At 61.4% G+C, this 23,530-nt stretch carries 23 protein-coding genes, 1 tRNA gene and 2 pseudogenes; 9 read left to right on the top strand and 17 right to left on the bottom strand.

Features of this window, described 5'->3' with window-relative positions; genetic code table 11:
- Nucleotides 1-65: 65 nt before the first annotated feature.
- Complete coding sequence (locus SJY36_RS10805) at nucleotides 66-1,886, top strand: M3 family oligoendopeptidase (RefSeq protein ID WP_386174973.1); 1,821 nt, start codon at nucleotides 66-68, stop codon at nucleotides 1,884-1,886.
- Nucleotides 1,887-1,988: 102 nt separating this feature from the next.
- Here the strand turns inward: SJY36_RS10805 and SJY36_RS10810 are convergent, their stop codons facing one another.
- From SJY36_RS10810 to SJY36_RS10825, 4 genes are all read right to left on the bottom strand, one after another.
- On the bottom strand, nucleotides 1,989-2,258 hold the full coding sequence (locus SJY36_RS10810) for a DksA/TraR family C4-type zinc finger protein (protein WP_386174977.1): 270 nt from the start codon (nucleotides 2,256-2,258) through the stop codon (nucleotides 1,989-1,991).
- Between the two features lie 52 nt (nucleotides 2,259-2,310).
- Complete coding sequence (locus SJY36_RS10815) at nucleotides 2,311-3,276, bottom strand: Gfo/Idh/MocA family protein (protein ID WP_386174980.1); 966 nt, start codon at nucleotides 3,274-3,276, stop codon at nucleotides 2,311-2,313.
- A gap of 129 nt (nucleotides 3,277-3,405) precedes the next feature.
- Nucleotides 3,406-4,302, bottom strand: coding sequence for an RNA polymerase sigma factor RpoH (rpoH, locus tag SJY36_RS10820; RefSeq protein ID WP_005849199.1), 897 nt, complete (start codon nucleotides 4,300-4,302; stop codon nucleotides 3,406-3,408).
- Between the two features lie 166 nt (nucleotides 4,303-4,468).
- Complete coding sequence (locus SJY36_RS10825; RefSeq protein WP_348000487.1) at nucleotides 4,469-5,503, bottom strand: RluA family pseudouridine synthase; 1,035 nt, start codon at nucleotides 5,501-5,503, stop codon at nucleotides 4,469-4,471.
- Here SJY36_RS10825 and SJY36_RS10830 point away from each other — a divergent pair.
- A complete protein-coding gene (locus tag SJY36_RS10830) occupies nucleotides 5,502-5,786 on the top strand; it encodes a DUF6476 family protein (protein ID WP_386174984.1) in 285 nt (94 codons plus the stop codon). The two genes, SJY36_RS10825 and SJY36_RS10830, sit on opposite strands and share 2 nt — an antisense overlap.
- Nucleotides 5,787-5,881: 95 nt before the next feature.
- Here SJY36_RS10830 and SJY36_RS10835 read toward each other — a convergent pair.
- Nucleotides 5,882-5,958, bottom strand: a tRNA-His gene (locus tag SJY36_RS10835).
- Between the two features lie 148 nt (nucleotides 5,959-6,106).
- Between SJY36_RS10835 and SJY36_RS10840 the strand changes: the two genes are divergently transcribed.
- Nucleotides 6,107-6,307, top strand: coding sequence for a DUF6324 family protein (locus SJY36_RS10840; RefSeq protein ID WP_005849205.1), 201 nt, complete (start codon nucleotides 6,107-6,109; stop codon nucleotides 6,305-6,307).
- Nucleotides 6,308-6,398: 91 nt separating this feature from the next.
- Here the strand turns inward: SJY36_RS10840 and SJY36_RS10845 are convergent, their stop codons facing one another.
- Nucleotides 6,399-6,866, bottom strand: coding sequence for an MmcB family DNA repair protein (locus SJY36_RS10845; RefSeq protein ID WP_288960453.1), 468 nt, complete (start codon nucleotides 6,864-6,866; stop codon nucleotides 6,399-6,401).
- A gap of 93 nt (nucleotides 6,867-6,959) precedes the next feature.
- Here SJY36_RS10845 and SJY36_RS10850 point away from each other — a divergent pair, with 93 nt between their 5' ends.
- Together SJY36_RS10850 and SJY36_RS10855 are read left to right on the top strand one after the other, a co-directional pair.
- A complete protein-coding gene (locus SJY36_RS10850) occupies nucleotides 6,960-8,288 on the top strand; it encodes a hypothetical protein (RefSeq protein ID WP_386174988.1) in 1,329 nt (442 codons plus the stop codon).
- Nucleotides 8,285-9,052: a hypothetical protein gene (locus SJY36_RS10855; protein ID WP_074634566.1), complete on the top strand. Its 768-nt coding sequence runs from the start codon at nucleotides 8,285-8,287 to the stop codon at nucleotides 9,050-9,052. The genes SJY36_RS10850 and SJY36_RS10855 overlap by 4 nt, the downstream gene beginning before the upstream one ends.
- A gap of 291 nt (nucleotides 9,053-9,343) precedes the next feature.
- Here the strand turns inward: SJY36_RS10855 and nusB are convergent, their stop codons facing one another.
- From nusB to SJY36_RS10880, 5 genes are all read right to left on the bottom strand, one after another.
- Entirely contained in the window at nucleotides 9,344-9,823 is a 480-nt protein-coding gene (gene nusB / locus SJY36_RS10860) for a transcription antitermination factor NusB (protein WP_005849213.1), read from the bottom strand.
- Nucleotides 9,820-10,368 carry a 6,7-dimethyl-8-ribityllumazine synthase gene (locus SJY36_RS10865; RefSeq protein ID WP_005849215.1) on the bottom strand — a complete coding sequence of 183 codons (549 nt, stop codon included), beginning with the start codon at nucleotides 10,366-10,368 and terminating at the stop codon, nucleotides 9,820-9,822. Before SJY36_RS10865 ends, nusB begins: the two co-directional genes overlap by 4 nt.
- Before the next feature lie 5 nt (nucleotides 10,369-10,373).
- Nucleotides 10,374-11,498 (bottom strand): 3,4-dihydroxy-2-butanone-4-phosphate synthase, encoded by a 1,125-nt coding sequence (gene ribB, locus SJY36_RS10870; protein ID WP_386174992.1) that lies wholly within the window; start codon nucleotides 11,496-11,498, stop codon nucleotides 10,374-10,376.
- Nucleotides 11,499-11,634: 136 nt separating this feature from the next.
- On the bottom strand, nucleotides 11,635-12,111 hold the full coding sequence (locus SJY36_RS10875) for a hypothetical protein (protein ID WP_289083844.1): 477 nt from the start codon (nucleotides 12,109-12,111) through the stop codon (nucleotides 11,635-11,637).
- Between the two features lie 89 nt (nucleotides 12,112-12,200).
- A complete protein-coding gene (locus tag SJY36_RS10880; RefSeq protein WP_037944614.1) occupies nucleotides 12,201-12,788 on the bottom strand; it encodes a riboflavin synthase in 588 nt (195 codons plus the stop codon).
- A gap of 135 nt (nucleotides 12,789-12,923) precedes the next feature.
- On the opposite strand from SJY36_RS10880, the pseudogene SJY36_RS10885 reads away from it, so the two are divergent.
- The 3 genes and pseudogenes from SJY36_RS10885 (at nucleotide 12,924) to SJY36_RS10895 (ending at nucleotide 17,517) form a co-directional block, all read left to right on the top strand.
- Nucleotides 12,924-14,215, top strand: a pseudogene (locus SJY36_RS10885) (capsule biosynthesis protein).
- A gap of 167 nt (nucleotides 14,216-14,382) precedes the next feature.
- Nucleotides 14,383-15,468 (top strand): polysaccharide biosynthesis/export family protein, encoded by a 1,086-nt coding sequence (locus tag SJY36_RS10890; RefSeq protein ID WP_005849224.1) that lies wholly within the window; start codon nucleotides 14,383-14,385, stop codon nucleotides 15,466-15,468.
- Nucleotides 15,469-15,477: 9 nt separating this feature from the next.
- On the top strand, nucleotides 15,478-17,517 hold the full coding sequence (locus tag SJY36_RS10895; protein ID WP_386174997.1) for a capsular polysaccharide biosynthesis protein: 2,040 nt from the start codon (nucleotides 15,478-15,480) through the stop codon (nucleotides 17,515-17,517).
- 75 nt (nucleotides 17,518-17,592) lie between these two features.
- Here the strand turns inward: SJY36_RS10895 and ribD are convergent, their stop codons facing one another.
- The gene (ribD, locus tag SJY36_RS10900) at nucleotides 17,593-18,696 is read right to left on the bottom strand and encodes a bifunctional diaminohydroxyphosphoribosylaminopyrimidine deaminase/5-amino-6-(5-phosphoribosylamino)uracil reductase RibD (RefSeq protein WP_386174999.1); all 1,104 of its coding nucleotides are present in this window, start codon (nucleotides 18,694-18,696) and stop codon (nucleotides 17,593-17,595) included.
- Between the two features lie 2 nt (nucleotides 18,697-18,698).
- Nucleotides 18,699-19,166, bottom strand: a complete 468-nt coding sequence (gene nrdR / locus SJY36_RS10905) for a transcriptional regulator NrdR (RefSeq protein ID WP_005849229.1) — start codon at nucleotides 19,164-19,166, stop codon at nucleotides 18,699-18,701.
- 193 nt (nucleotides 19,167-19,359) lie between these two features.
- On the opposite strand from nrdR, the gene SJY36_RS10910 reads away from it, so the two are divergent.
- Nucleotides 19,360-20,031 (top strand): SDR family oxidoreductase, encoded by a 672-nt coding sequence (locus tag SJY36_RS10910; protein ID WP_386175002.1) that lies wholly within the window; start codon nucleotides 19,360-19,362, stop codon nucleotides 20,029-20,031.
- Nucleotides 20,032-20,033: 2 nt separating this feature from the next.
- Here SJY36_RS10910 and SJY36_RS10915 read toward each other — a convergent pair whose 3' ends face one another.
- From SJY36_RS10915 to rpoD, 4 genes and pseudogenes are all read right to left on the bottom strand, one after another.
- Nucleotides 20,034-20,447 carry a secondary thiamine-phosphate synthase enzyme YjbQ gene (locus SJY36_RS10915; RefSeq protein ID WP_386175005.1) on the bottom strand — a complete coding sequence of 138 codons (414 nt, stop codon included), beginning with the start codon at nucleotides 20,445-20,447 and terminating at the stop codon, nucleotides 20,034-20,036.
- Between the two features lie 34 nt (nucleotides 20,448-20,481).
- Nucleotides 20,482-20,880, bottom strand: a complete 399-nt coding sequence (locus tag SJY36_RS10920) for a hypothetical protein (RefSeq protein WP_386175008.1) — start codon at nucleotides 20,878-20,880, stop codon at nucleotides 20,482-20,484.
- Between the two features lie 17 nt (nucleotides 20,881-20,897).
- Nucleotides 20,898-21,308: a hypothetical protein gene (locus SJY36_RS10925; RefSeq protein WP_386175011.1), complete on the bottom strand. Its 411-nt coding sequence runs from the start codon at nucleotides 21,306-21,308 to the stop codon at nucleotides 20,898-20,900.
- Between the two features lie 140 nt (nucleotides 21,309-21,448).
- Nucleotides 21,449-23,432, bottom strand: a pseudogene (gene rpoD / locus SJY36_RS10930) (RNA polymerase sigma factor RpoD).
- Nucleotides 23,433-23,530: the final 98 nt, after the last annotated feature.

Consider the following 23,530-nt stretch of genomic DNA (forward strand, 5'->3'; position numbering starts at 1 on the left):
CGCCATCGCCTTGCTTTGCCGCGGACCCGTGCTTAGGTAGATTTAACGTCAAAAAGAGGTTTTTCATGTTTCAACTGCCCGTCCCCGTCCTTGATGCCAACGCCGGTTCCGGGGCCTCTGCCTTCGGCAAGCTGCCTGAGTGGAATCTTGACGACCTGTACACCGGTGAAGACGCGCCCGAGCTCAAGCGCGATCTGGACTGGCTTGAAGAGGCCTGCCGCAGCTTTGCCGAGGATTACGAAGGCAAACTGGCCGAATTGGATGCGAACGAATTGCTGGACTGTGTGCTGCGCAACGAGAAGATCAACCAGATCGCCGGACGCATCATGTCCTACGCGGGGCTGCGCTATTACCAGCTGACTACGGATTCCGGCCGTGCCAAATTCATGTCGGACGCGCAGGAGAAGATCACCAACTCTACCACGCCGCTGGTGTTCTTCACGCTGGAGCTGAACCGGCTGGAGGATGATCACCTTGCCAACCTGCTGAGCCAAAAAGCGGATCTGGCGCGGTATAAGCCGGTGTTCGACCGTATCCGCGCGATGAAAGATTATCAGCTTTCCGACGAGATGGAAAAGTTCCTGCATGATCTGGGCGTCGTCGGCGACGCATGGGAACGTCTGTTTGATGAGACCATCGCCGGGCTGGAATTCGAGGTAAACGACGAGCCACTGAACATCGAAGGTGTGCTGAACCTGCTGACTGACCCGTCGCGTGATCTGCGCGAAGCCGCGGCGCGCGAATTGGCGGATGTGTTTCAGGCCAATATCCGGACCTTTGCCCGCGTGCATAACACGCAAGCGAAGGAAAAAGAGGTCATCGACCGCTGGCGCGGGATGCCCACACCGCAAACCGGCCGCCACCTGTCAAACCACGTCGAACCCGAGGTCGTCGAAGCGCTGCGCGATGCGGTGGTCAACGCCTACCCTAAACTCAGCCACCGCTACTACGAGCTGAAACGCAAATGGCTGGGCCTCGACACCATGCAGGTCTGGGACCGCAACGCCCCCCTACCGATGGAAGATCCCAAAACCGTCAGCTGGGAACAGGCCGAAAAGACCGTCATGGACGCCTATAACGCCTTCGATCCCCGTATGGGCGAAATAGCGGCCCCCTTCTTTACCGAAGGTTGGATCGATGCAGGCGTCAAACCGGGTAAAGCCCCCGGTGCCTTTGCGCACCCCACCGTGACCGACGTGCACCCTTATGTGATGCTGAACTACTTGGGCAAACCGCGCGATGTGATGACACTGGCGCATGAGCTGGGCCACGGCGTGCATCAGGTGCTGGCCGCGGGTCAGGGCGAGATGCTATCCTCCACACCGCTGACCTTGGCCGAAACCGCCTCGGTCTTTGGCGAGATGCTGACCTTCCGCAAGATGCTGGACGGCGCCAAAACTAATGCCGAGCGCAAAGTGCTGTTGGCCGGCAAGGTCGAGGATATGATCAACACGGTCGTGCGCCAGATCGCCTTTTATGATTTCGAATGCAAACTGCACGACGCCCGCCGTGGTGGAGAGCTGACACCAGACGATATCAACGCGCTGTGGATGTCGGTGCAGGGCGAGAGCCTTGGGCCAGCGTTTGAATTCATGGACGGCTACGAGACCTTCTGGGCCTATATCCCCCACTTCGTCCATTCGCCCTTTTATGTCTATGCCTACGCCTTCGGCGACGGCTTGGTAAACGCGCTCTATGCGGTCTACGAGGAAGGCGAGCCGGGTTTTGAGGACAAGTATTTCGATATGCTGAAAGCGGGCGGATCGAAGCACCACAAGGAGCTTCTGGCTCCCTTCGGGCTTGATGCCTCTGACCCCGCGTTCTGGGATAAGGGCCTGTCGATGATTTCGGGCTTCATTGATGAGCTGGAAGCGATGGAGGATTGATCCTGCGGGAAGGCATAAGAGTTTAATGCCTTCGGCGAGGATTTAGGACCATTTGGAAATCGAGTGGGGCGGTGCAGATGCAGCGCCCCGTTTTGCTTTTGGCTATTTCAGCTGGCTGTCTTTGCTCCCGCGCCGGTTGATGCCACCGCGGGCCTGCGCCAGACCGTCCCGTTCGCGCACGCAATCAATGCAGAGCTTCACGCCCGGCAAGACTTGCCGGCGCTCCTCGGGGATCGGTTCTTCGCATTCGGCGCAATGGGTGCGGCTTTCGCCCTGAGGGGCCTTGCGCGCCTTGAGGCGGGCCAGTTCATCGTTAATCGACGCTTCGATCTGTTCACTGACAGCGCCGTCTTTCGCCCATCCTCCGGCCATGATCATCCCCCTTGAGTGTTACCCCTTATAGGTAGGTCGCAAGTGCCAAGGCTCAACCCCCGGCGGCAAAGGCCATATCCGTCATGCGTTGCGTGCCGCGGCTGAATTCAAGCGGACAGGGATAGGCCGTGCCCTCGGTCACTGACGCGCCAAAGTTTTCGACCTGCTGCACATAGTGGTTCACGCCGGGAAAGCGTTCGACGGTGGTGCTGTTCTGTGTGGTCTCGAGATACAGCTCGGCTTGGGAATAGACCGTCGGGTTGAACGGGCAGCTCAGACGCAGGATGCCCTTTTCGCCGTGAATAACGACCTGCTGAAACGGGAACATACGCATGGACACGGTTGCGGATAGGTCAAACCCGTCGAAGCGGGCCGCGACCTGCGCGAAGACATCGACATCGTTTTCATAGTCGATCTTGGCATGGGGGATCGCGGTCGGCTCTTGCCCCGTGACGAAACGGGTGCAGCCGAAGGCATAGGTACCGATGTCCGGCAGCCCGCCTCCACCGGCCTTGGGGTCGTTGCGGATGTTGCCGGTATCGTCGTTGAAGAACGAGAAGTTGACCGCCACGTGGCGCAGCCGACCCAGGCTGCCCGATTGCACGATCTCTCGGGCGCGTATCCATTGGGGGTGATGGACGATCATGAAGGCTTCGGCCGCGAGCAGGCCCGTGGTATCGCGTGCGGAGATCAACCGCTCATAGTCTTGCGCCTGCATCGCCATCGGCTTTTCACATAAGACATGTTTGCCCGCCTTCAGCGCCTTGAGCGTCCATTCCACATGCAAATGGTTGGGCAGCGGGATATAGACCGCGTCGATCTCCGGATCGGCAAGCAGCGCCTCGTAGCTGCTGTGCACGGCAAGCTGCGGGGCGAAGGCCTGAAATGGCGCGGCTTTGTCAGGGTGAGATGTGGCGAGGGCAACCAGTTCGGCCCCTTTCGCCGCGTGGATGGCCGGTGCCATCTGTTCTTGTGCGAATTGGGCAGCCCCGAGGATGCCCCAGCGTAGCGTTTTCATCGTGATCCCCTGATGTTTGGTGTCGCGTGACTGTAGGGGGAGCCGCGGCGGATCATCAAGGGGCGCATAAAAAATCCCCGCAAAGCGACGCGCCTTGCGGGGATCGATATTCAAAACCGTGGCTGGCGATCAGGCGGTGCCCATCAGACCTTTTTCACGGGCCAGATCACGCATGCGTTTTTGCAGTTTTTCAAAGGCGCGCACCTCGATCTGGCGGATACGCTCGCGGCTAACGTCATACTGGCTGCTCAGATCTTCGAGGGTGACCGTTTGGTCCGACAAGCGACGTTGGGTCAGGATGTCCTTCTCGCGGTCATTGAGCACATCCAGCGCCTCTGCCAGCATCTCGCGGCGGGTTTCCAACTCGTCCCGTTCCTCGTAGTCGGTGGCCTGGTCGGCGTCTTCGTCTTCCAGCCAGTCCTGCCACTGCATCGTCCCCTCGCCTTCGGAGCCGACAGTGGCGTTCAAGGACGCATCACCGCCCGACATACGGCGGTTCATGGAGATGACTTCGGTTTCAGTCACGCCAAGGTCCGTCGCGATGCGTTTGACGTTATCGGGGTGCAGATCGCCTTCTTCCAGCGCGCCGATGCGGTTCTTGGCCTTGCGCAGATTAAAGAACAACTTCTTCTGGCCCGAGGTCGTGCCCAGTTTCACCAGCGACCAGGATCGCAGGATATATTCCTGGATCGAGGCGCGGATCCACCACATGGCGTAGGTCGCCAGACGGAAGCCTTTTTCGGGGTCGAAGCGTTTGACCGCCTGCATCAGGCCGACATTGGCTTCTGAAATCACCTCTGCCTGCGGCAAACCGTAGCCGCGGTAGCCCATGGCGATCTTGGCCGCCAAACGCAGGTGCGAGGTGACCATGCGATGCGCGGCCTCGGTGTCTTGCTCTTCGACCCACCGTTTGGCGAGCATGTATTCTTCTTCCGGCTCCAACAGGGGAAACTTGCGGATTTCCTGCATATAGCGGTTCAATCCGCCTTCCGGTGTTGGCGCTGGCAGATTTGCGTAATTAGCCATCTTTGTCCCTTTCCCCAATTTCCGGGGCCCATGTTATTTGGATTAACATAGATATGGAGAGGGCCCCGCTCCGTTTCAAGTGCCCAGCCTAACGCATGGGACGGTGAATTGGGCCCAATAATCCTTAAAAAACCGTTTTACTACAGGTCGATCACACAACTGTGCACTAGGGCAAGTTGTAGCCTACGGCCCCGAGCAGCTCGGTCATATCACCGGGCAGCGGCGCTTCGAAGCGAACGTAGTCGCCCGTGACCGGATGATCAAACCCCAGTACCGCCGCATGCAGGGCCTGGCGCGGAAAGCTACGCACCGCTTCGGCGGCGGCGTCCGAGACCGCGCCTTTTGCGAGCTTGCGTTTGCCACCGTAGGTCGGGTCGCCCACCAATGCGTGACCGGCATGGGCCATATGCACCCTGATCTGATGGGTACGGCCGGTTTCAAGCCAGCATTCCATCAGCGCCAGAACCTCTGGATTGCCAAGCCGCGCAACGGTGCGCGCACGGGTCACAGCGTGGCGGCCGCCCTGAAAGAACACGGCCTGACGCTGGCGGTCGGTACGGTGACGCGCCAGCTGCGTGGTGAGCTTGAGGATATTGCCCGGCTCGAAGCTGGCACCCTTCACCCCCCGCAGGCGCGGATCGTTGGCATCCGGCACGCCGTAGACCAAGGCCTGATAATAGCGTTCAACGGTGTGTTTCTCGAACTGTTTGGCCAGCCCGTGGTGGGCTGCGTCAGACTTGGCGACAACCAGCAGACCCGAGGTATCCTTGTCGATCCGGTGCACGATGCCAGGGCGTTTCATGCCACCCACCCCCGACAGGTCATCGCCGCAATGCGCCAGCAGCGCATTGACCAACGTCCCCGACGGGCTGCCCGGCGCAGGGTGAACCACCATGCCTGCGGGCTTGTTGATCACGATCAGATCCGCGTCTTCAAAGACGACCTCCAACGGGATTTCCTCGGCGAGGATATGACTGTCTTCGGCCTCTTCCACATCGACGGTGATCTGCTGCCCCGCTTCGGCACGGCTGCGCGGATCGGTCACCACTGCCCCGTCAACCCGCACGGCCCCTTGTTCCAGCAAACGCCCCAGCCGTGTGCGCGACAGGTTCGCATCCTCTGGCACATCGCGCGCAAGCGCCTTATCAAGGCGAGGTGGCGGGCTGTCCGCGATGGTAAACGTAATTTGACGGTGCGACATGACTGATCCTTCCGAGCCCCCGAACATCAAATTCCTGCGGCGGCTGGTGACGGTGCTGACCGCCACAATGATTTTCGGCCTTCTAGTCGTGATCGGGCTACTTGTCATCCGCTTCTCGAACAAGAGCCCCGATTTACCGGCCTCTATTACCCTGCCCGATGGCGAAAAAGCGGTCACCTTCACCCAAGGCCCCGACTGGTATGCTGTGGTGACACAAGAAGATATGATTCTGATCTTTGACCGGATGACAGGCGAGCTGCGGCAGCGCGTTACGATCGAGTAACGCGCGCAGCCTATGCGCCACAGTGCCGAGGCAATGCGCACAAATACATCACGCCCATCAGACATATGCTCTAATTTTTCGGGGGGGGGGGAGAGTGGTACCACCTCCTGGTCTCGAACCAGGGACCTCCTGATCCACAATCAGGCGCTCTAACCAACTGAGCTAAGGCGGCACTGCGGTCGATCTAGCGTTCATGAAAAAGGAATGCAAGCACATATCCGTCGCAAACTTCGATTTGTCCTGTCGCAGGTGAGAATGGCAAAACTTGCCATTTCCAGCGCCGCAGGGTACGGGACCTGACACAGTTTCGGAGAAACCTTATGGGCATCGACACAGAACGCGACATTGAAGCCAACCTGCAAATCGGGCCAACCGATAAGGGCATGGTCCGGCTGTTCATCGAAGCGGAAGGCGGGATCGAGATCCCGATGGATTTCACCACGGATGAAGCCGTTGAAATCGCGGAAGAGATCATGGCCGCCGCCCATCGTGCGGGCAAAGCTGGCAAGAACAAGCGATAACGCATGTTGCCCGGTCGGGATGGGGGCCAGCCCCCGCCGCGCCTTTGCGCGGCACCCCCGGGATATTTTCCATTTGGAATATTGATGTACCCTAGCCCCACTGTGGCATGGCATGCGGGTCGCGCAGCATATGCAGCCTGCGCGCGGCATGGGTGGCAAAGAGATGGGTCATCTTTTTGCGGCGCGCGGCGGCCAGACGGGTTTCCGGCCCCATGCGCACGAGCTCTGCCCCGTAGCTATCGCCGATAAACAGGCCGGTGTCCTCGGGCAGCAGGTCGACGTCGAAATCCGCATCCACCGCCCAAAAGAACCTGTCGGCCCATTCGAGATACCCTTCCCATTTGCTGTCGGACATGAAATCGGCGCGGCTGGATTTGCATTCGACGATCCAGATCTCCCCCTTGGGGCCAAGCGCCATCACATCCACCCGCAGGCCGCGTGTCGGCACCAACTCTTCCACGCTCGCGAAACCGAGTGCGGCAAGCTGGCGGGTCACACCACGGGCAATCAACTGTCCGGGTTGCAAGGTCGGGGCGGTCATCAGGTCGGTCTGGGTCATGGGGGCAATATGAACAATTCATGAACATCAGGCAAGCGCTTGGTAATCCGCAGCGCGCAACCTATCTAGTTCAAAAGAAAACAGGGTGGGCATATGGCGCGCGACGGCGAAAACTCAACACATCAACAGCGCGGCATCCGATATGGCCGCGAACTCGAAGGGCATCTAGGCTGGCTCGATACGTTTTCGGGCACAGCGCTTGGGGTGCTGGCGGTGGCGTCGGGCATCTACACCTATCTTGGGGTGTCGTCCTTGCTGGATGACAACGGGGCGATGTCGGCCTTTGCCGCGATCGCCTATTCCGCTGCTGTTTCCGTGGGCATCTTTGTGTTCTGGTCCTATATGCTGCGCCTGTTTCCGGCGGTCCGCAGCGCCCGTGCGCGGGTCGGGCTGTTGGGGGCCATGTCGCTGGGAAGCGTCGCGATTATCGCCATGTCGAGCTGGCTGAACGCCGCCGCCCTTGCCGGATCCGCTGCGGTGGAACAGCATCTGGCCGAGACCGTGCAGGATTACCAAGGCTCGCTAGAGCGCGCGCATGAGATCACCCTTTCCGCCCAAGGGTTGGAGCGCGACGTTGCCCGTGTTCGTCAAAGCTTCGAGGATCTGAGCGAACAGGAGGCCACGGGCGGGCTGTCGGGCTTGGCAGGGCGTGGTGCCGTGTTCCGCGTGCTGCGTCAGAAATCGGCAGAGCTGTCGGGGCTGGAGGCGCAGATCGCCACCCAGACCCCGCTGGTCAATGACGCCTTTGTCGAGGGCAACCAGATCCTCAGCCGGATGCGCGCGCTGACGGTCGAACCCGGTCCGGTGGAAGCGCGATCAGTCGAATTTTCCGAACAGGCGGTACGGCTTGCCGGGTTGATCACGCGCTTGCGGCAACTGTCAGTCGCCCCGCTGGTCGAACGCGCCGCGCAGGATCTGTCGGCCTCTGTCGTGCTGCCCGAACTGGATGGCAGCAGTGTCGAGGTGCGGGGCAATCAGGCCTCGACCATCAGTGCCGTGCTTGAGGTTCTAGCCCAACGTGCCGCCACACTGGAGCGCGCGGCCCAAGACGTGCTGGCCATGGCCCCGCCAACAGAGACGACCTACACCCCGATTTCCAGCGCCGATGCGGTGATCAAATACGCGCGCAACTTCGTGCCCTCCTGGGCCGGCGCGATTGCCATTGATCTGTTGCCCGCCGTGTTGGTCTTCATTCTCGCCATCACCCAAGGGGCGATCCGCGAAGGTCGCGAGGGCAGCGCGATCGAGGAAACACTCACCCTTGCCGAACTGCGGGCCGCGGTGCTGGCAATGCGTGACATGGATGCGGCGATGAAGGGCACATCTGTTGATGAGGACGCGCATGATGACCGCGATGACACTGCGCCCCATGATATCGTGACCGAAAACCCTGCCCTTAGCACGCCTTCGAAAACCACATGAAACTGCGACGTGATCCTTCCAAACGCCCACCCGTGGCACGGGTTCTGGGCGGTGTTCTGATCTTTCAGCTGGGGTTGGCGGGGCTGCTCTTTTGGGGTGATCTGGACGAGGGGCTGCGCCTGCCCGGCTTTGGCCCGCGTGCCCCGGGGCTGACCGAACCCACGCGCCCCGGCGACCAGACCCGCCGGTTTCAACCCGACCGCGCCCGCCCCGGCGGCCGTCCCATGCCGGACACGCCCCTGCCCGAACGGCTGACCCTGACCGTGGTCGAAGGTGGCGCGCGCGTGCTGCTGGAAGGGGGCATCATGGCGGGTGATGCCGAACGCATCGAGAAACAGATCACCGCGCTTGATCCCCAACCCGAGGGCGTGATCCTGAATTCGCCCGGTGGGTCGGTCAGCGACGCGCTGCGTCTGGGGCGGTATCTGCGGGATGCCGAGCTCACGACCGCCTTGCGCAGTGGCGATATCTGCTATTCCGCCTGCCCCTATCTATTGGCTGCGGGCACCAGCCGCGACGTGCCGGAGGATGCCTCTGTCGGGGTGCACCAGCATTTTTTCGGTGAAAGCACCCTGCTGCCCGCCTTTGTCGCGGTAGAGGACATCCAGCGCGGCCAAGGCGAGGTCATGACCTATCTGGATCAGATGGGCATCGACCCGCTGGTCATGCAGCACGCGCTGGTCACGCCGCCTGATGAAATCTATCTGCTGCTGCCCGAAGAGCTGACCCGCTACCGCTTTGTCGAAAACACCGAGCCAAGCTAGAATACCCCTTGTCGCAGGCTATGGTCGCGCCTACTTAACGGGGGTGACGGGTTCTGCCCTGTTTGTAAAAGTTACATTCCAGTGGCCTTAAGCAAATCCGAGGGAGCTGGCTCTGTTCGAGCCCTGGTTCGTTTATCTGGCGCCCACCTGTACATACAGGTCCTCGGGAATATAGAACAGAACGGCAGCGGTGGTCCCGTCACACTTTCCCGAAAATATCAGCCCGAAAATATCACGTTTTTCGCTGGTCCGTCGCTGTCGACCAAAGACGATGGTCTGAGCCTGTCCGGCTCAGAACTCTTCCGGACGGGCTTCGCGGGCCATATGATCCAGAACGGCGTTCACGAACTTCGGCTCGTCGCCCCCCTCGAAGAATGCACGGGCAACGTCGACATATTCGTTGATCACAACCCGCGGCGGCGTTTCCTGCGCGCGCAGCTCGGCACCAGCAGCACGGAACAAGGCACGCAAAGTAGGGTCGATCCGCGCGATAGCCCATTTTGCCACCAGCGCACGGTCGGTCATCTGGTCAATCGCCGCCTGATAGTTCACCGCCGTCTCAAGCAGGTCTGCAAAATGCCGGATGTCACCATCGATCATTTCCTGACCGTCGTAACTCGCGCCAAAGCGGTGCTCAAGGAACTCCTTGCGCACGGTGTCAAAGCTTTGCGAAGAATGCTCCATCTGGAACAGGGCCTGCACGGCATAAAGCCGCGAAGCTGATTTCATCTTGCGTTTTTGATTGCCCGAAAGGCCGGCGGAGGATGTCATGCTGTCTTGGGTCCGTCATTGTCGCCCGCCATCAGATATTCATCCGAGCGCGGCTTGAAACCGATGTCTTTGCGAATGTCGCCCCACTTACGGCTCAGCGCGATCAGATGCAAGGCCGCAGCTGCCGCACCGCCGCCCTTGTTTTGCCCCTCCGGATCGGCGCGCACGGCGGCCTGTTCGTGGTTCTCGACGGTCAGGATGCCGTTGCCGATACAGATGCCCTGCAACCCCATCAGCTGCAAGGCGCGGCTGCTGTCGTTGCACACGGTCTCGTAATGCGTCGTCTCGCCGCGGATGACACAGCCAAGTGCTACGTAGCCGTCAAAATTGCTCTTGCGGTCAGAGATACCGATGGCGGTCGGGATTTCCAGCGCGCCGGGCATTTCCACCACGTCCCATTCAGCCCCGGCGGCCTCGAGCTCTGCCTTGGCACCTTTCAGCAAGCCCTCGGCTATGTCCGAGTAATAGGGCGAAATGACGATCAGAACCTTAACCGGCGTGTCAAAGCGCGGTGTGGTCAGCGTCGTATGATTTCCAGCGGCCATTGCATTTACTCCTGCGTGATGGGGCACGTGCCCACGATGCTAAGGTCATAGGCGTCTAGCCCCAGATAGCGCGTATCGGGATTATCCGTCAGCAAGATCAGCTTGTGCAACCCAAGGCTCGCCATGATCTGCGACCCAAGACCGGTGCGTTTGACGGTGCGGGGGCGATCATCCTCTTCGTCCTCGAAACGCAACCGCGGGTCGGGATCGCGGAACAACAGCACCGCGCCACGGCCTTCGTCCGCGATGATCTGCATCGCGCGTGGCAATTCGTCGGCGGGGCTTGGCCCGAGGCCGAGGATATCCTCAAGCGCGTTGATCGCATGGGTCCGAACCAGAACCGGCGCATCCGTTGTGATATCGCCCTTGGACAGGACCACATGATCGGTGCCGCTGATCTCGTCGGTGAAAATCTGCATCTTCCAGTCACCCCCATAGGCAGAGGTTACGGTGCGGCTGTCGCGCTCCACCAGCAGGTTGTCATGCTTGTGGCGATAGGCGATCAGATCGCTGATCGTGCCGATCTTCATGTCGTGCTGCTGACAGAATGCAACCAGATCCGGCAGGCGGGCCATGGTGCCGTCTTCCTTCATGATCTCGCAGATCACACCGGACGGATGCAGCCCCGCAAGACGCGAGATATCGACGGCAGCCTCGGTGTGGCCTGCACGGACCAGGACACCGCCATCGCGTGCGCGCAGGGGAAACACATGCCCCGGCGTGGCGATATCCACCGCGCCTTTATCCTCGTCGATGGCGACCTTCACGGTCAGCGCACGGTCGGCGGCGGAAATACCGGTGGTCACCCCCTCGCGTGCTTCGATCGATACGGTAAAGGCTGTTTCATGGCGGGCAGAGTTATTCACCGCCATCATCGGCAGACCCAGCGTGTTGACCCGTTCCTCGGTCATCGGCAGGCAGATCAGCCCGCGCCCGTGGGTGGCCATAAAGTTGATCGCATCCGCATCCGCAAATTGCGCAGGGATTACCAGATCGCCTTCGTTCTCGCGGTCTTCGTGATCGACCAGCACGAACATGCGACCCTGACGGGCCTCTTCGATGATCTCTTCGATGGGCGCGATGGCATCCGCCAATTCAGCCTCGACCGGTCCGGGCGTTTCAAATTTCATGGGGTCACCTCACTCTTTGCTGCTCTGGCACATACCCCACCCCACGCGCCTTTGCCAGAGCAGGGCCGCCCCCCGCCCTGCTTCATTTTGCCAAATAAACTCAATTCCGCACCGTCACCGCGCGCGGCGGTCCGCGTTAAGCGCCAAAATAGCGCGCGGCCTCCACATAGCCCGCCGCCTTGCTTGCAGTGGCCCAGTCCCGTTCCAATCCGGTGTCGCCGATGATCAGCACCTGATCGCCGACCAGCTTGCGCCCTTGAACCACCTGCCCCAGATGATCGCGCATCGCGCTCCAGCTGTCGGTGAACTTGGGGGCCTCGGCCACGTGATCCAGCACGGGATTCGCCTGTGCCACACTGTCGGGCCGCAGCGGGCGATGTACCAGCGCCAGCTTTTGGGCGCGCTGCACCTTGTCCAGCACCTCGGCCTCGCGCAGGGGGATATGCGGTGCCCCCGCACGCACCACCCGCAGCGCATTGGACGAGAACAGCAGCGCCAGAATATCACGCCCCGTGGCCTGACGGATCGCGGCATAGGCCTTGTAGTCCAACCCCAGCTCGCGGGCGCGCGCCACGCGCATCTTGACCACCATCAGCGGGATCGCTGAAGGCATCGCCGCCTCGCGTGCCTTTTGCCACTGGAAAGCGCGCCATTTCTGGCCGCGCTCAAGGCTGGGGCCCTGATTATGTCCGATCCCCGCGATCATGACATTTCTGCCAGCCGCGCAACATAGCGGGCCAATGTGTCGATCTCTAGGTTGATGCGGTCCCCGACAGCGACATCACCCCATGTGGTCACCTCTTTGGTGTGAGGGATAAAGTTGATGCCGAAATCGCAGCCGTCGACCTCGTTCACGGTCAGCGAGGTGCCGTTCAGCGCGACAGAGCCTTTGGGGGCAATGAAACGCGCCAGATCCTCGGGCGCGCGCAGGGTCACGCGGGTGCTGTCGCCCTCGTCGCGCAGCGCCACCACTTCGGCCACGCCATCGACATGGCCCGACACGATATGCCCGCCCAATTCGTCCCCGACCTTCAGCGCGCGTTCAAGGTTCAGACGGCGTCCGACCTCCCATGCGCCAAGGTTGGTCTTGTCCACGGTCTCGGCGCTGATCTGCACCTCGTACCAATCGGCCCCCAGATCCACCACGGTCAGGCACACGCCATCACTGGCGATAGAGGCCCCCATGTCGATGCCGCTGGTATCATAGCCCGTTTCGATCCGCGCGCGCAGGTCGCCTTGCTGTTCAAGCTTGGTGATCTTTCCGATGTCCGTGATAATGCCTGTAAACATGCGCCTGCCTCTTCTATACTGGTCGCTACCGAAGTAGACCTCTGCCCGCAGCATGACAAGTCCACAGACACGCCACATTTTCGCCGGTATCCGGTGTTTGTCTGCCCGATGACCAAGATAAACCGAAAGCAACCGATGAACGCCGCAGCACCCCGTGAACGGGTCTTCCTTTTCCTGCAAGGGCCGCATGGCCCCTTCTTCAACCGTCTGGGCAAGATGCTCCGTCTGGCGGGGGCGCAGGTCTGGCGTGTGGGGTTCAACGCAGGCGATCGGGCCTTCTGGTTCCACCCGCGCAGCTATATCCCGTTTCGCGGAACAGCTGACACGTGGAAAGACACCTTTGTTGCGCTGCTCGCCGACAAGGGTGTCACAGATATCGTGCTTTATGGCGACACCCGCCCGATCCACGCCCAAGCCGTGGCCGAGGCCAAAGCCCGCGGGCTGACCGTGCATGTCTTTGAAGAAGGCTACATGCGCCCCTATTGGGTCACCTATGAACGCGGCGGGTCCAACGGCAATTCGCGGCTGATGGACATGTCCATCGAACAGATGCAGGCAGCACTGGCCAATTCGGATATGGAGGCCCCCCTCCCCCCGGTCATTGGGGCGATATGCGCCAGCATGTGTTCTATGGCGCGCTCTATCACTGGTTTGTGCTGTTCCGGAACGGCGACTACCGTAACTTCCGCCCGCACCGGAGCTTGCCGGTGACCAAGGAGTTCAAGCTGTACCTCAAGCGGCTGCTGCTGATGCCCGCGCTGGCGCTGGACCGGCTGATCGCAACGCTGCGTATCCGGCTCGGCGGCTTCCCCTACCATCTGGCACTGCTGCAGCTGGAGCACGACAGCTCGTTCCAGGAACACTCCCCCTTCGAGACGATGACCGATTTCCTGACCGTGGTGCTGGAAGGCTTCGCCAAGGGCGCGCCGCGCCACCATCATCTAGTTGTGAAGGCCCATCCGTTGGAAGACGGCCGCGCACCTCTGCGCCGCGTGGTCAAACAGGTGGCGCGAGAGCTGGGTGTCGCGGACCGGGTGCATTTCGTGCGCGGCGGCAAGCTGGCGCAGCTGCTCAACGATGCCCGCACGGCCGTGACCGTGAACTCCACCGCCGGTCAGCAGGTGCTGTGGCGCGGAATTCCGCTCAAGGTGTTTGGCAGCGCCGTCTATGCGAAACCCGAATTCGTCTCGGACCAGCCGCTGGCGCAATTCTTTGCCGCCGCCTCGCGCCCCGATAACAAGGCCTACAAGGATTATCGCCGGTATTTGCTGGAAACCTCGCAGGTATCGGGCGGATTTTATGCGGCACGCGCGCGCACGCAGTTGATGCGGCAAGTGGTCGATATGATGCTTGCCCCCGAAGACCCCTACGACGCGCTAGAGCTGGGAACCGCGGCACCAAGGCAACAGTTGCGGGCCGTCACCTGAGCGTTTTTCGCCCAGACAGTAGCTTTTCGATCCAATCTGCGCTAAGCCGATGATAATTACGCCGAAAAAATCGGCGAATTCGAGGCAGAACAAGAACAGGTCGAGGAGACCGGGCAGTGAAATCCGTACCCTTCCGGTGGGCGCGTCCCATCGCATTACTTGCGGCTATGGCCGTGGTATCTTCATGTGGCCTTCCGCAGGTTGGCCCGAACAAACGTCAGATCTTTGCCGGATCGGTCCAGAAGGAGGGCGACGCATTTGTTGTCGCCGTCAACGACCGTGTGACCCGCGCCACCGCCGTCGCCCCCGCGCTTGGCTTTAGCCCGGGGTTCATCAACGCCGGTCAACTTGGGTCGGATACGATCAACCCCGGTGATACGCTGGGGCTGACGATCTGGGAAAACGTCGATGATGGCTTGCTGGCCGCCCAAGGGGCCAACGCCACCGTGCTGGAAGAAGTGCAGGTCGACGGATCGGGGTTCATCTTTGTGCCCTACGCGGGCCGGATCAAGGCCGCTGGCAATTCCCCCGAAGCGATCCGCCGCATCATCACCAACAAACTGTCCGAACAAACGCCGGACCCGCAAGTTCAGGTGCGCCGTCTGGCCGGTGACGGGGCGACCGTGTCGCTTGTCGGCTCTGTCGGTGCGCAGGGTGTCTATGCGATTGAACGACCGACGCGCACGCTTGCCACCATGCTGGCGCGTGCCGGTGGTGTGACCATCACCCCCCAAATCGCGCAGGTCACCGTGCTGCGTGGCAATCAGCGGGGCAAAATCTGGCTTGAAGATCTTTACAGCCACCCAGAGCTCGACATCGCCCTGCGCGGCGGGGATCGCATCCTGATCGAGGAAGACACACGGTCCTTTGTGGCCCTTGGTGCCACCGGCGCGCAGCAGAAAGTCCCGTTCGAGACCAAGAACCTGTCAGCGCTTGAAGGCATCGCACAGGTGGGCGGGCTGAACGCGGGCACCGCTGACCCGACAGGTGTTTTCGTCTTCCGCAACGAACCCGAAGCGGTCGTCGCACAGGTTCTGGGCCGCAATGACCTGCAAGGCGCACAGCGCATGGTCTATGTGCTTGACCTGACCAAGCCCAACGGCATGTTCATGGCCCGCGATTTCGTGATCCGTGATGGCGATACGCTCTACGTCACCGAAGCCCCCTTCACCCAGTGGAGCAAGGTCATCTCCTCGATCACGGGGTCGGCCAGCTCGGTCAACAACCTGTCGTCGCTCGCGTCGAGCAACTGATCTGGGCCGATGGCTTTAGGGCCTGAAATATACGACACACCCGCCGCCGGTTCCCCACGGGATCGGCGGCTTTTTGTGTTTAACGGCGGCTTCATCACCAACCGGCGGGTGCGGCGCATCTTGCAGCTGTTGGGCTATAGCCTGCATCTGGGCATGCCGCGCGACGGGGATGCGATCGCCGTATGGGGCAATGCGGGCACCGCGCATCGTGGGCTGGCCGTCGCATCCAAAAAAGGGCTACCCGTTGTCCGCGTCGAAGACGCGATGCTGCGGTCGCTGTTTCCCGGTCGCGCAGGCGAGCCGCCGCTGGGGCTCCTGGTCGATCACAAGGGGTTGCATTTCGACCCGGCACAGCCCTCCGAGCTTGAGGACATCCTGACCAGCCACCCGCTGGATGACACGGCTTTGCTGGACCGTGCGCGCGGTGCCATCCACCGCATCACCGAGACGCATCTGACCAAATACAGCGGGTTCGACACCGCGCACCCCGCGCCGGATCCCGGCTATGTGTTGGTGATCGACCAGACCTTGGGTGATGCGTCGGTCGCGGCCTCGGGCGCGGACCGGTCGCGGTTCCTTGAGATGCTGGTCTTTGCCCAGCAAGAGAACCCCGGCGCGCGGATCATCATCAAGACCCATCCGGAAACCGCAAAGGGCTATCGCAGCGGTCATTTCGGGCTTGAGGACGCCAACGACCGCATCACCCTGCTGACCGCACCCATCAGCCCCTGGACCCTGTTTGAAGGGGCCGTACGTGTCTATACCGTGTCGTCACAGATGGGGTTCGAGGCGATCTTTGCTGGCCACAAGCCCCGGGTCTTCGGGCAGCCCTTCTATGCGGGATGGGGCCTGACCGAAGATGAATTCCCCGTGCAGCGGCGGCAACGTGTGCTGACCCGTGCGCAACTTTTTGCAGGAGCGATGATCCTTTATCCAAAATGGTACGATCCGCACCGTGACTGCCTGTGTGATCTGGAAACCGTGATAGAGGCGATGGCCGCGCAGACCCGAGCCTGGCGCGAAGACCACCGGGGCTGGGTCGCCTCTGACATGCGCCTGTGGAAACGTCAGCCCTTGCAGCGTTTCTTTGGCCGCTGGGCGCCGGTGACCTACCAGAATGACCCGAAGGCCGCCCGCGCCACAGGCAAGCCCTGGATGGTCTGGGCATCGAAAGCGACGCAGGCCCATGCCGGCGCCCTGCGGGTCGAAGACGGTTTCCTGCGCTCGCGCGGATTGGGGGCCGATCTGGTGCCGCCCCTGTCGCTGATCTGCGATGATCTGGGTATCTACTATGACCCGCGCAGCCCCAGCCGGTTGGAACAGTTGATCACGTCGCGCGCCAAAATGCGCCCCGACCAGTCGCGCCGCGCGGCACGGTTGATTGCGGCGCTGCGCGACGCGGGGTTAAGCAAGTATAACCTTGGCGGCGGTGGCGATCTGGACGCCCTGCCCGCCGGACGGCGCATTCTGGTACCGGGTCAGGTGGAGGACGACGCCTCCATCCGTGCGGGCACCGATGCGGTATCCACCAATCTGGCGCTGCTACACGCCGCGCGCACCGCACATCCCGACGCCGTGATCCTGTACAAGCCCCATCCCGATGTAGAGGCCGGGCTGCGCCGCGGCGCGATTGACGCAGGCGGGCTGGCGGACCGTGTGCTCACCGATGCCGACCCCATCGCTCTGCTGGCGCATGTGGATGAGGTTTGGACCATGACATCGCTGCTGGGGTTCGAGGCCCTGCTGCGCGGCGTCAAGGTGGTGACCTTAGGTGCCCCCTTCTACGCGGGCTGGGGGCTGACCGAAGACCGCGGCGATATCCCGGCGCGGCGAAGGGCAGAGGTGAGCATCGAAGGTTTGGCGCATGCCGCCCTGATCGATTATCCGCGCTACTTTGATCCGCGCAGCGGTACCGCCTGCCCGGTCGAGGTGGTGGTGGAGCGGTTGGCTTCGGGTGATCTGCCGCGGCGCGGGGTGGCGAACCGGGTGCTGGCGAAGCTGCAGGGCGTGTTTGCCACACAGGCGCATTTGTGGCGGCGGCATGGGTGAGAGGTCGGGACTGTTGCAGATCAGAGGCGGGGGCCAGCCCCCGCGCCCCCGGGATTTTAAGCCATTTGGAAGGGGTTAGGCGGGCGTGTTGGCCCGGTGCCAGATGTGGATCAGGTCGGGGCCGATGCGCGAAGTTTCGGTCAGGGTGAAGCGCGGGGCCTGCGCCAGACGTTGAAGCTGCAGCGGCGCGATGGCGGGCAAGCCGTCCGCGCCAAGGGCCAGACCCGCCGTAAACCCGACCAGTTGATCCACGAGATTCTCCTTTAGCAGCGTCGCAGCCAGTCCGCCGCCGCCCTCGCAGAAGATGCGTGTCAGACCGTGGCGTCCAAGCTGCTGGAGCATGTCATCGGCGTCGATCTGGCCCATCTTTGGTGCGCAAGAGATCAGCGTCGCGCCAAGGCTTTCCCACGTCTCGATCAGCTCTGCCGGGGCCTTGGGGCCGTGGCAAAGGATCAGGGGGATGTCATTGGCGGTTCTGGCGAGCGTGCCATTCAGGGGGATGTCCAGCCCGTTCGACACAACAATCCGTGTCGGCTGGCGCGTGGTGCCAAGGTCGCGCACAGTCAGGCTAGGGTCATCCTGCCGCGCCGTGCCACCGCCCACCATGACCGCGTCATGGCGGCTGCGCATGGCATGAACCACGCGGCGGGCGGGCGGGGCAGTGATCCACTGACTTTCGCCCGACGCGGTGGCAATCCGACCGTCAAAGCTGCTGGCGAGTTTGAGCGTCACCATCGGGCGGCCTTCGTCGACACGCAGGAAAAAGCCCAGATGATCCGCGCGGGCTTCATCTTCGAGCACTCCTACGTCAACAATAGTGCCCGCCGCACGGAGGATCGCAATGCCCTTGCCGCTGACGCGTGGATCGCTGTCGGTGCAGGCGATCACCACGCGCGCAGGCTTGGCGGCGACAAGCGCATCGGCGCAGGGCGGCGTCTTGCCGGTATGGGCGCAGGGTTCGAGGGTGACATAGACCGTCGCCCCCTGTGCCGCAGGTCCGGCCTGAAGCAGCGCTTGGGGTTCCGCATGGGGCCTGCCGCCCGGCTGGGTCCAGCCGCGCCCGACAATGCGGCCGTGTTGCACGATGACGCAGCCGACGGCGGGATTGGGCCAGACAGCCCCCTGCCCGCGCCGGCCCAGCGACAAGGCCAGCGCCATAAAGCGCGCGTCGTCAGACATGCTTATTCGTCCGCAGGGGTATCGGGCCGCAGTTCCTGCACGAATTTATCGAAATCATCTGCCGCCTGAAAGTTCTTGTAGACGCTGGCAAAGCGGACGTAGGCGACGGTGTCGATGCGGGCCAGTGCCTCCATCACGATCTCGCCGATTTGTTTCGATCCGACATCGGTTTCGCCCATGCTTTCCAAACGGCGCACGATGCCGCTGATCATCTGATCGATCCGTTCGGGATCAATCGGGCGTTTCTGCATCGAGATCCGGATGGAGCGTTCCAGCTTGTCACGGTCGAAATCCTCGCGCTTGCCCGAGGTTTTGACGACAACCAGATCACGCAGCTGTACCCGTTCATAGGTGGTAAACCGGCCCCCGCAGGCGGGACAGAAACGGCGGCGGCGGATCGAAACGTGATCCTCGGCCGGGCGGCTGTCTTTAACTTGGGTGTCGATATTTCCGCAAAACGGGCAGCGCATAGCCGGTCCCCTTATCTTAAACCTGCTCAATAGGGGGTGAAACACCCCCATTCCCCAAAACTATAGGACCAACGCGAGGTTTTGGGTAGGGGCGAAATGCCCATCTATATGTTGTAGCGGGGAAAACTGCCCTGAACTTTGCCTGATACCATGCGTTGTGCCTGCAAGACGACTGATCTGAAAGGAATTCACTATGACCAACACGCTTTTCATCACCGGAGCCTCAAGCGGGATCGGTGCTGCCACCGCCCGCGCTGCGGCCAAGGCCGGCTGGAACGTCGGGCTTTTCGCCCGCAGCGAAGACAAGCTGAAAGATCTTGCGCGCGAGATCGGGGATCAGGCGCTTGTGCTGACCGGGGACGCCACGCAATACGACGATCAGGAACAGGCCATGAGCCGTCTTGCCCAGAAGTTCGGGCAAATCGATGCTGTCTTTGCCAATGCAGGACGGGGGACATCGCCGGGCGGCACCGAAAAGGGTGACCCGGACGACTGGAAATCGATGATCGATCTGAACGTGATGGGCGCGCTGTATACGGCCCATGCCGCGATGCCATATCTGCGCAAGACCACTGGGCAGTATGTTGTGACCGGTTCCGCCGCAGGACGCCGCCACATCAAGGGGTCGATCTACGGCGCGACCAAGTTCTTTATCCACGGCTTTGCGGGCAACCTCGCCGACGAAATGGCGGAATGGGGTGGGCGCTGTATGGTTGTCTCCCCCGGGATGGTGGACACGGCGTTCTTTGACGAAGCCAAGCCCGACAAGCTGAAACCAGAAGACGTGGCATCGGCCGTGATGCACGCGCTAGAGGCACCGGCCCACGCAGCCGTGCGCGAGATCCACTTGATGCCGGTGGATTGAGTTCAGGCGAAATGCACCGCGATGCGTCTGCTATGGGGCGCGTCGCGGTGTTCGAACAAATAGATGCCTTGCCATGTGCCCAACACCATGCGGCCTGCAACCACGGGGATGCTGAGCGTAACGGGCAGCACTGCCGCCTTGATATGCGCGGGCATGTCATCTGGTCCTTCCAGCGTATGCCGGAGGTAGGCCATTGACGGGTCATCCGCAGGCGGCACCAGACGCGAGAAATAGGCCAGCAGATCGCGCTGCACATCCGGGTCCGCGTTTTCCTGAATAAGCAGCGAGGCAGAGGTATGGCGCAGGAACAGTGTCACCAACCCGTCAGAGCGCTGCCCCGATAGCGCCTGATGCACCTGATCCGTCACCTCGTAGAGCCCCTGCCCGCCGGTCTTGACCGTAAACTCGCTATTCATTCCGCCCGCCTTGTGCTGATGGGTCAGGCTAGCCTCAACGCCCGGGCGATTGCAAACCACCGCAGAGCGTGATCCCATGGCTGATGGTCATAGCCGACCCGGCCTTGGTCAAGGATCCGCCCAGGATCACGACGGGCGATGGGGTCAGCCCCGCGGGATCCAGCGTGAAGGTGACACCATCATCGCCGCCAAAACCACGCGCGCGCGGCTCGCTTACATACAGCTTTTGACTGTCCTGCGCGCCCATTTCGCGCAGCGCATAATCCGCCGCGGCACACCAATGCCCGCGCGCACCAAAGCCGGTGCTGCCGCTGATATGCACGCCGCCCTCGGTCGGTGTGAAAGTCAGACGGTCATTCGGCACATAGGCCTGTGCGAGGGCTGGGGTCGTTGCCAATGCGGCCAGTACGAAAGCGGTGGTCAGGGTTTTCATCGTGGTATTCCTAGTTTTCAAAAGTCTTTAAGCTCAAGAATGTAGTCCTTGCAGAACTGGATGGCGTGGCCCACGGGCAGGGCCTGACCCGCGTTGCGCACCGATACCGAATAGGATTTGAATGCAGGCTCCGACAGCTCTGCATCATTCAAGGTAAAGACGACGCCCGTGCGCCCTACCCCGCTGACAGATGGCCCGCGCGGCGACTTGACGTAGATCTCAGCGGCGCTTGGCGTGCCCAGCCTTTCCTCGGCATATTCGGCGGCGGCACACCACATGCCCCGGGCCCCTTCACCATGATCCTCGATCACCTCGAAGGATGTGCCCGACAGCGGGATGACCTGCAGCTCGTTCACCGCGGTAAAGGATTGCGCAAACGCGGCGAGCGGGGCGGCAGAGAGAATGGCGGCAAGGGCAAGACGTTTCATGGCGGCTCCTGTTTGGTGCGTGGTTCACAGATAGGCTGCGCGGCGGGATTTTAAATTCACAGCTTCGAGATCGTCGTTTCAGCCATGAAAAAAGGCGGGTGCCTGAACACCCGCCTTTCAAAACTCTCGCGATCACGCGCTTACTGATCGAGGAACGACCGCAGCTTGCGCGACCGGCTTGGGTGCTTGAGCTTGCGCAGCGCCTTCGCCTCGATCTGACGGATACGTTCGCGGGTCACGCTGAACTGTTGGCCGACTTCTTCCAACGTGTGGTCGGTGTTCATGCCGATGCCGAAGCGCATCCGCAGCACACGTTCCTCGCGCGGGGTGAGGCTGGCCAGAACCCGTGTCGTGGTCTCCTTGAGGTTTTCCTGAATGGCGCTGTCGAGCGGCAGCACGGCATTCTTATCCTCAATGAAATCACCAAGCTGGCTGTCTTCTTCGTCGCCAATAGGCGTTTCAAGAGAGATCGGCTCCTTGGCGATCTTCATCACCTTGCGCACTTTCTCAAGCGGCATCTGCAGTTTCTCGGCCAGTTCCTCCGGCGTCGGCTCGCGGCCAATCTCGTGCAGCATCTGGCGGCCGGTCCGAACCAGCTTGTTGATCGTTTCGATCATGTGGACCGGAATACGGATGGTGCGCGCCTGATCCGCGATGGAACGGGTGATCGCCTGACGGATCCACCACGTCGCATAGGTCGAGAATTTATAACCGCGACGGTATTCGAACTTGTCGACGGCCTTCATCAGGCCGATGTTGCCTTCCTGAATAAGATCAAGGAATTGCAAGCCACGGTTGGTGTATTTCTTGGCGATCGAGATCACGAGACGCAGGTTCGCCTCGACCATTTCTTTCTTGGCCTGACGGGCCTCTTTCTCGCCCTTTTGAACCTGCTGCACGATGCGGCGGAATTCAGAGATATCAAGACCGACGTATTGACCCACCTGCGCCATATCAGCCCGCAGCTCGTCCACCTTGTCAGAAGGACCGTTCGATGAACATCTGCCAGCCGCGACCGGACTTCTCGGCCATCCGCTCCATCCAGTTGGGGTCCAGCTCGTAGCCGCGATAGGCGTCGACGAATTCCTTGCGGTTGATGCGCGCTTGGTCGGCAAGCTTCACCATCGCAGAGTCGATCTGCATGATGCGGCGGTTGATGCCGTAAAGCTGGTCAATCAGCGCTTCGATACGGTTGTTGTGCAGGTGCAGGTCGTTGACCAAAGCCACGATCTCGGAGCGGACGCGCTGGTATTCTTCCTCATCGGTCTTCGAAAAGGTGCCGTCCTCGTTCAGGGTGGCCGAAATCCGGCTGTCCTGAATTTGGCTCAACTTGACGTAGTCATCAGCAATGATGTCGAGCGCTTCCAGCACTTGCGGCTTCAGCGCGGCTTCCATTGCGGCCAGCGACATGTTGGCCTGTTCGTCATCATCCTCGTCGTCGTCATCGTTCGAGATCGGGTTGCCGTCGGCGTCAACTTCGCTGGTGCTTTCGGCGGGCTTTGTCTCGGTGCCCGCGGTTGGCACGACCGGAGTCGTTTCCTCTTCGTCGCCCATCTGGGTGCCGAATGTCGCCTCGAGGTCGATGACATCGCGCAGCAAAATGTCTTCGGACAAAAGTTCGTCGCGCCAGATCGTGATCGCCTGGAAGGTCAGCGGGCTTTCACACAGCCCCGCGATCATCGTGTTGCGCCCTGCCTCGATCCGCTTGGCGATGGCAATCTCGCCCTCGCGGCTCAGCAGTTCAACCGATCCCATCTCGCGCAGATACATGCGAACGGGATCATCCGTGCGGTCCAGCTTTTCGGACGTGCCAGAGGACAGCGCCACATCACGGTTGCTTTCCGTGGTCGCAATTTCTGTCCCGCCCTTGGCGTCTTCTTCTTCGGCTTCTTCGTCCTCGATCACGTTGATGCCCATTTCGGACAGCATCGACATCACATCCTCGATCTGCTCCGAACTGACCTGGTCAGGGGGCAGAACGGTGTTCAGCTGATCGTAGGTGATATAGCCCTTTTCACGGGCTTCGCCGATCATCTTTTTGACGGCGGCTTGGCTCATATCAAGCGAATGGCCGGCATCCTGGTCGTCAGACTTCGCGTCTTCGTTCGTGTCTTTGGCGGCCATGAAATTTCCTCCAGCGAATGGGTGCGAATCACGTGACGTGATTCGGTTGTTCGAATCATGCGGGGTTCTGGGTGATTCTTAAACCCGTTACCCTGTAT

Source organism: Sulfitobacter sp. R86518, from assembly GCF_042466275.1.
In the GTDB taxonomy this organism is placed as follows: Bacteria; Pseudomonadota; Alphaproteobacteria; order Rhodobacterales; family Rhodobacteraceae; genus Sulfitobacter; species Sulfitobacter pontiacus.

Bases quoted from the DNA above. Each gene is read 5' to 3' on its own strand.
- SJY36_RS10805 (WP_386174973.1), top strand. From the start codon at position 66: ATGTTTCAACTGCCCGTCCCCGTCCTTGATGCCAACGCCGGTTCCGGG.
- SJY36_RS10810 (WP_386174977.1), bottom strand. From the start codon at position 2,258: ATGGCCGGAGGATGGGCGAAAGACGGCGCTGTCAGTGAACAGATCGAA.
- SJY36_RS10815 (WP_386174980.1), bottom strand. From the start codon at position 3,276: ATGAAAACGCTACGCTGGGGCATCCTCGGGGCTGCCCAATTCGCACAA.
- rpoH (WP_005849199.1), bottom strand. From the start codon at position 4,302: ATGGCTAATTACGCAAATCTGCCAGCGCCAACACCGGAAGGCGGATTG.
- SJY36_RS10830 (WP_386174984.1), top strand. From the start codon at position 5,502: ATGACTGATCCTTCCGAGCCCCCGAACATCAAATTCCTGCGGCGGCTG.
- SJY36_RS10825 (WP_348000487.1), bottom strand. From the start codon at position 5,503: ATGTCGCACCGTCAAATTACGTTTACCATCGCGGACAGCCCGCCACCT.
- SJY36_RS10840 (WP_005849205.1), top strand. From the start codon at position 6,107: ATGGGCATCGACACAGAACGCGACATTGAAGCCAACCTGCAAATCGGG.
- SJY36_RS10845 (WP_288960453.1), bottom strand. From the start codon at position 6,866: ATGACCCAGACCGACCTGATGACCGCCCCGACCTTGCAACCCGGACAG.
- SJY36_RS10850 (WP_386174988.1), top strand. From the start codon at position 6,960: ATGGCGCGCGACGGCGAAAACTCAACACATCAACAGCGCGGCATCCGA.
- SJY36_RS10855 (WP_074634566.1), top strand. From the start codon at position 8,285: ATGAAACTGCGACGTGATCCTTCCAAACGCCCACCCGTGGCACGGGTT.
- nusB (WP_005849213.1), bottom strand. From the start codon at position 9,823: ATGACATCCTCCGCCGGCCTTTCGGGCAATCAAAAACGCAAGATGAAA.
- SJY36_RS10865 (WP_005849215.1), bottom strand. From the start codon at position 10,368: ATGGCCGCTGGAAATCATACGACGCTGACCACACCGCGCTTTGACACG.
- ribB (WP_386174992.1), bottom strand. From the start codon at position 11,498: ATGAAATTTGAAACGCCCGGACCGGTCGAGGCTGAATTGGCGGATGCC.
- SJY36_RS10875 (WP_289083844.1), bottom strand. From the start codon at position 12,111: ATGCCTTCAGCGATCCCGCTGATGGTGGTCAAGATGCGCGTGGCGCGC.
- SJY36_RS10880 (WP_037944614.1), bottom strand. From the start codon at position 12,788: ATGTTTACAGGCATTATCACGGACATCGGAAAGATCACCAAGCTTGAA.
- SJY36_RS10890 (WP_005849224.1), top strand. From the start codon at position 14,383: ATGGCCGTGGTATCTTCATGTGGCCTTCCGCAGGTTGGCCCGAACAAA.
- SJY36_RS10895 (WP_386174997.1), top strand. From the start codon at position 15,478: ATGGCTTTAGGGCCTGAAATATACGACACACCCGCCGCCGGTTCCCCA.
- ribD (WP_386174999.1), bottom strand. From the start codon at position 18,696: ATGTCTGACGACGCGCGCTTTATGGCGCTGGCCTTGTCGCTGGGCCGG.
- nrdR (WP_005849229.1), bottom strand. From the start codon at position 19,166: ATGCGCTGCCCGTTTTGCGGAAATATCGACACCCAAGTTAAAGACAGC.
- SJY36_RS10910 (WP_386175002.1), top strand. From the start codon at position 19,360: ATGACCAACACGCTTTTCATCACCGGAGCCTCAAGCGGGATCGGTGCT.
- SJY36_RS10915 (WP_386175005.1), bottom strand. From the start codon at position 20,447: ATGAATAGCGAGTTTACGGTCAAGACCGGCGGGCAGGGGCTCTACGAG.
- SJY36_RS10920 (WP_386175008.1), bottom strand. From the start codon at position 20,880: ATGAAAACCCTGACCACCGCTTTCGTACTGGCCGCATTGGCAACGACC.
- SJY36_RS10925 (WP_386175011.1), bottom strand. From the start codon at position 21,308: ATGAAACGTCTTGCCCTTGCCGCCATTCTCTCTGCCGCCCCGCTCGCC.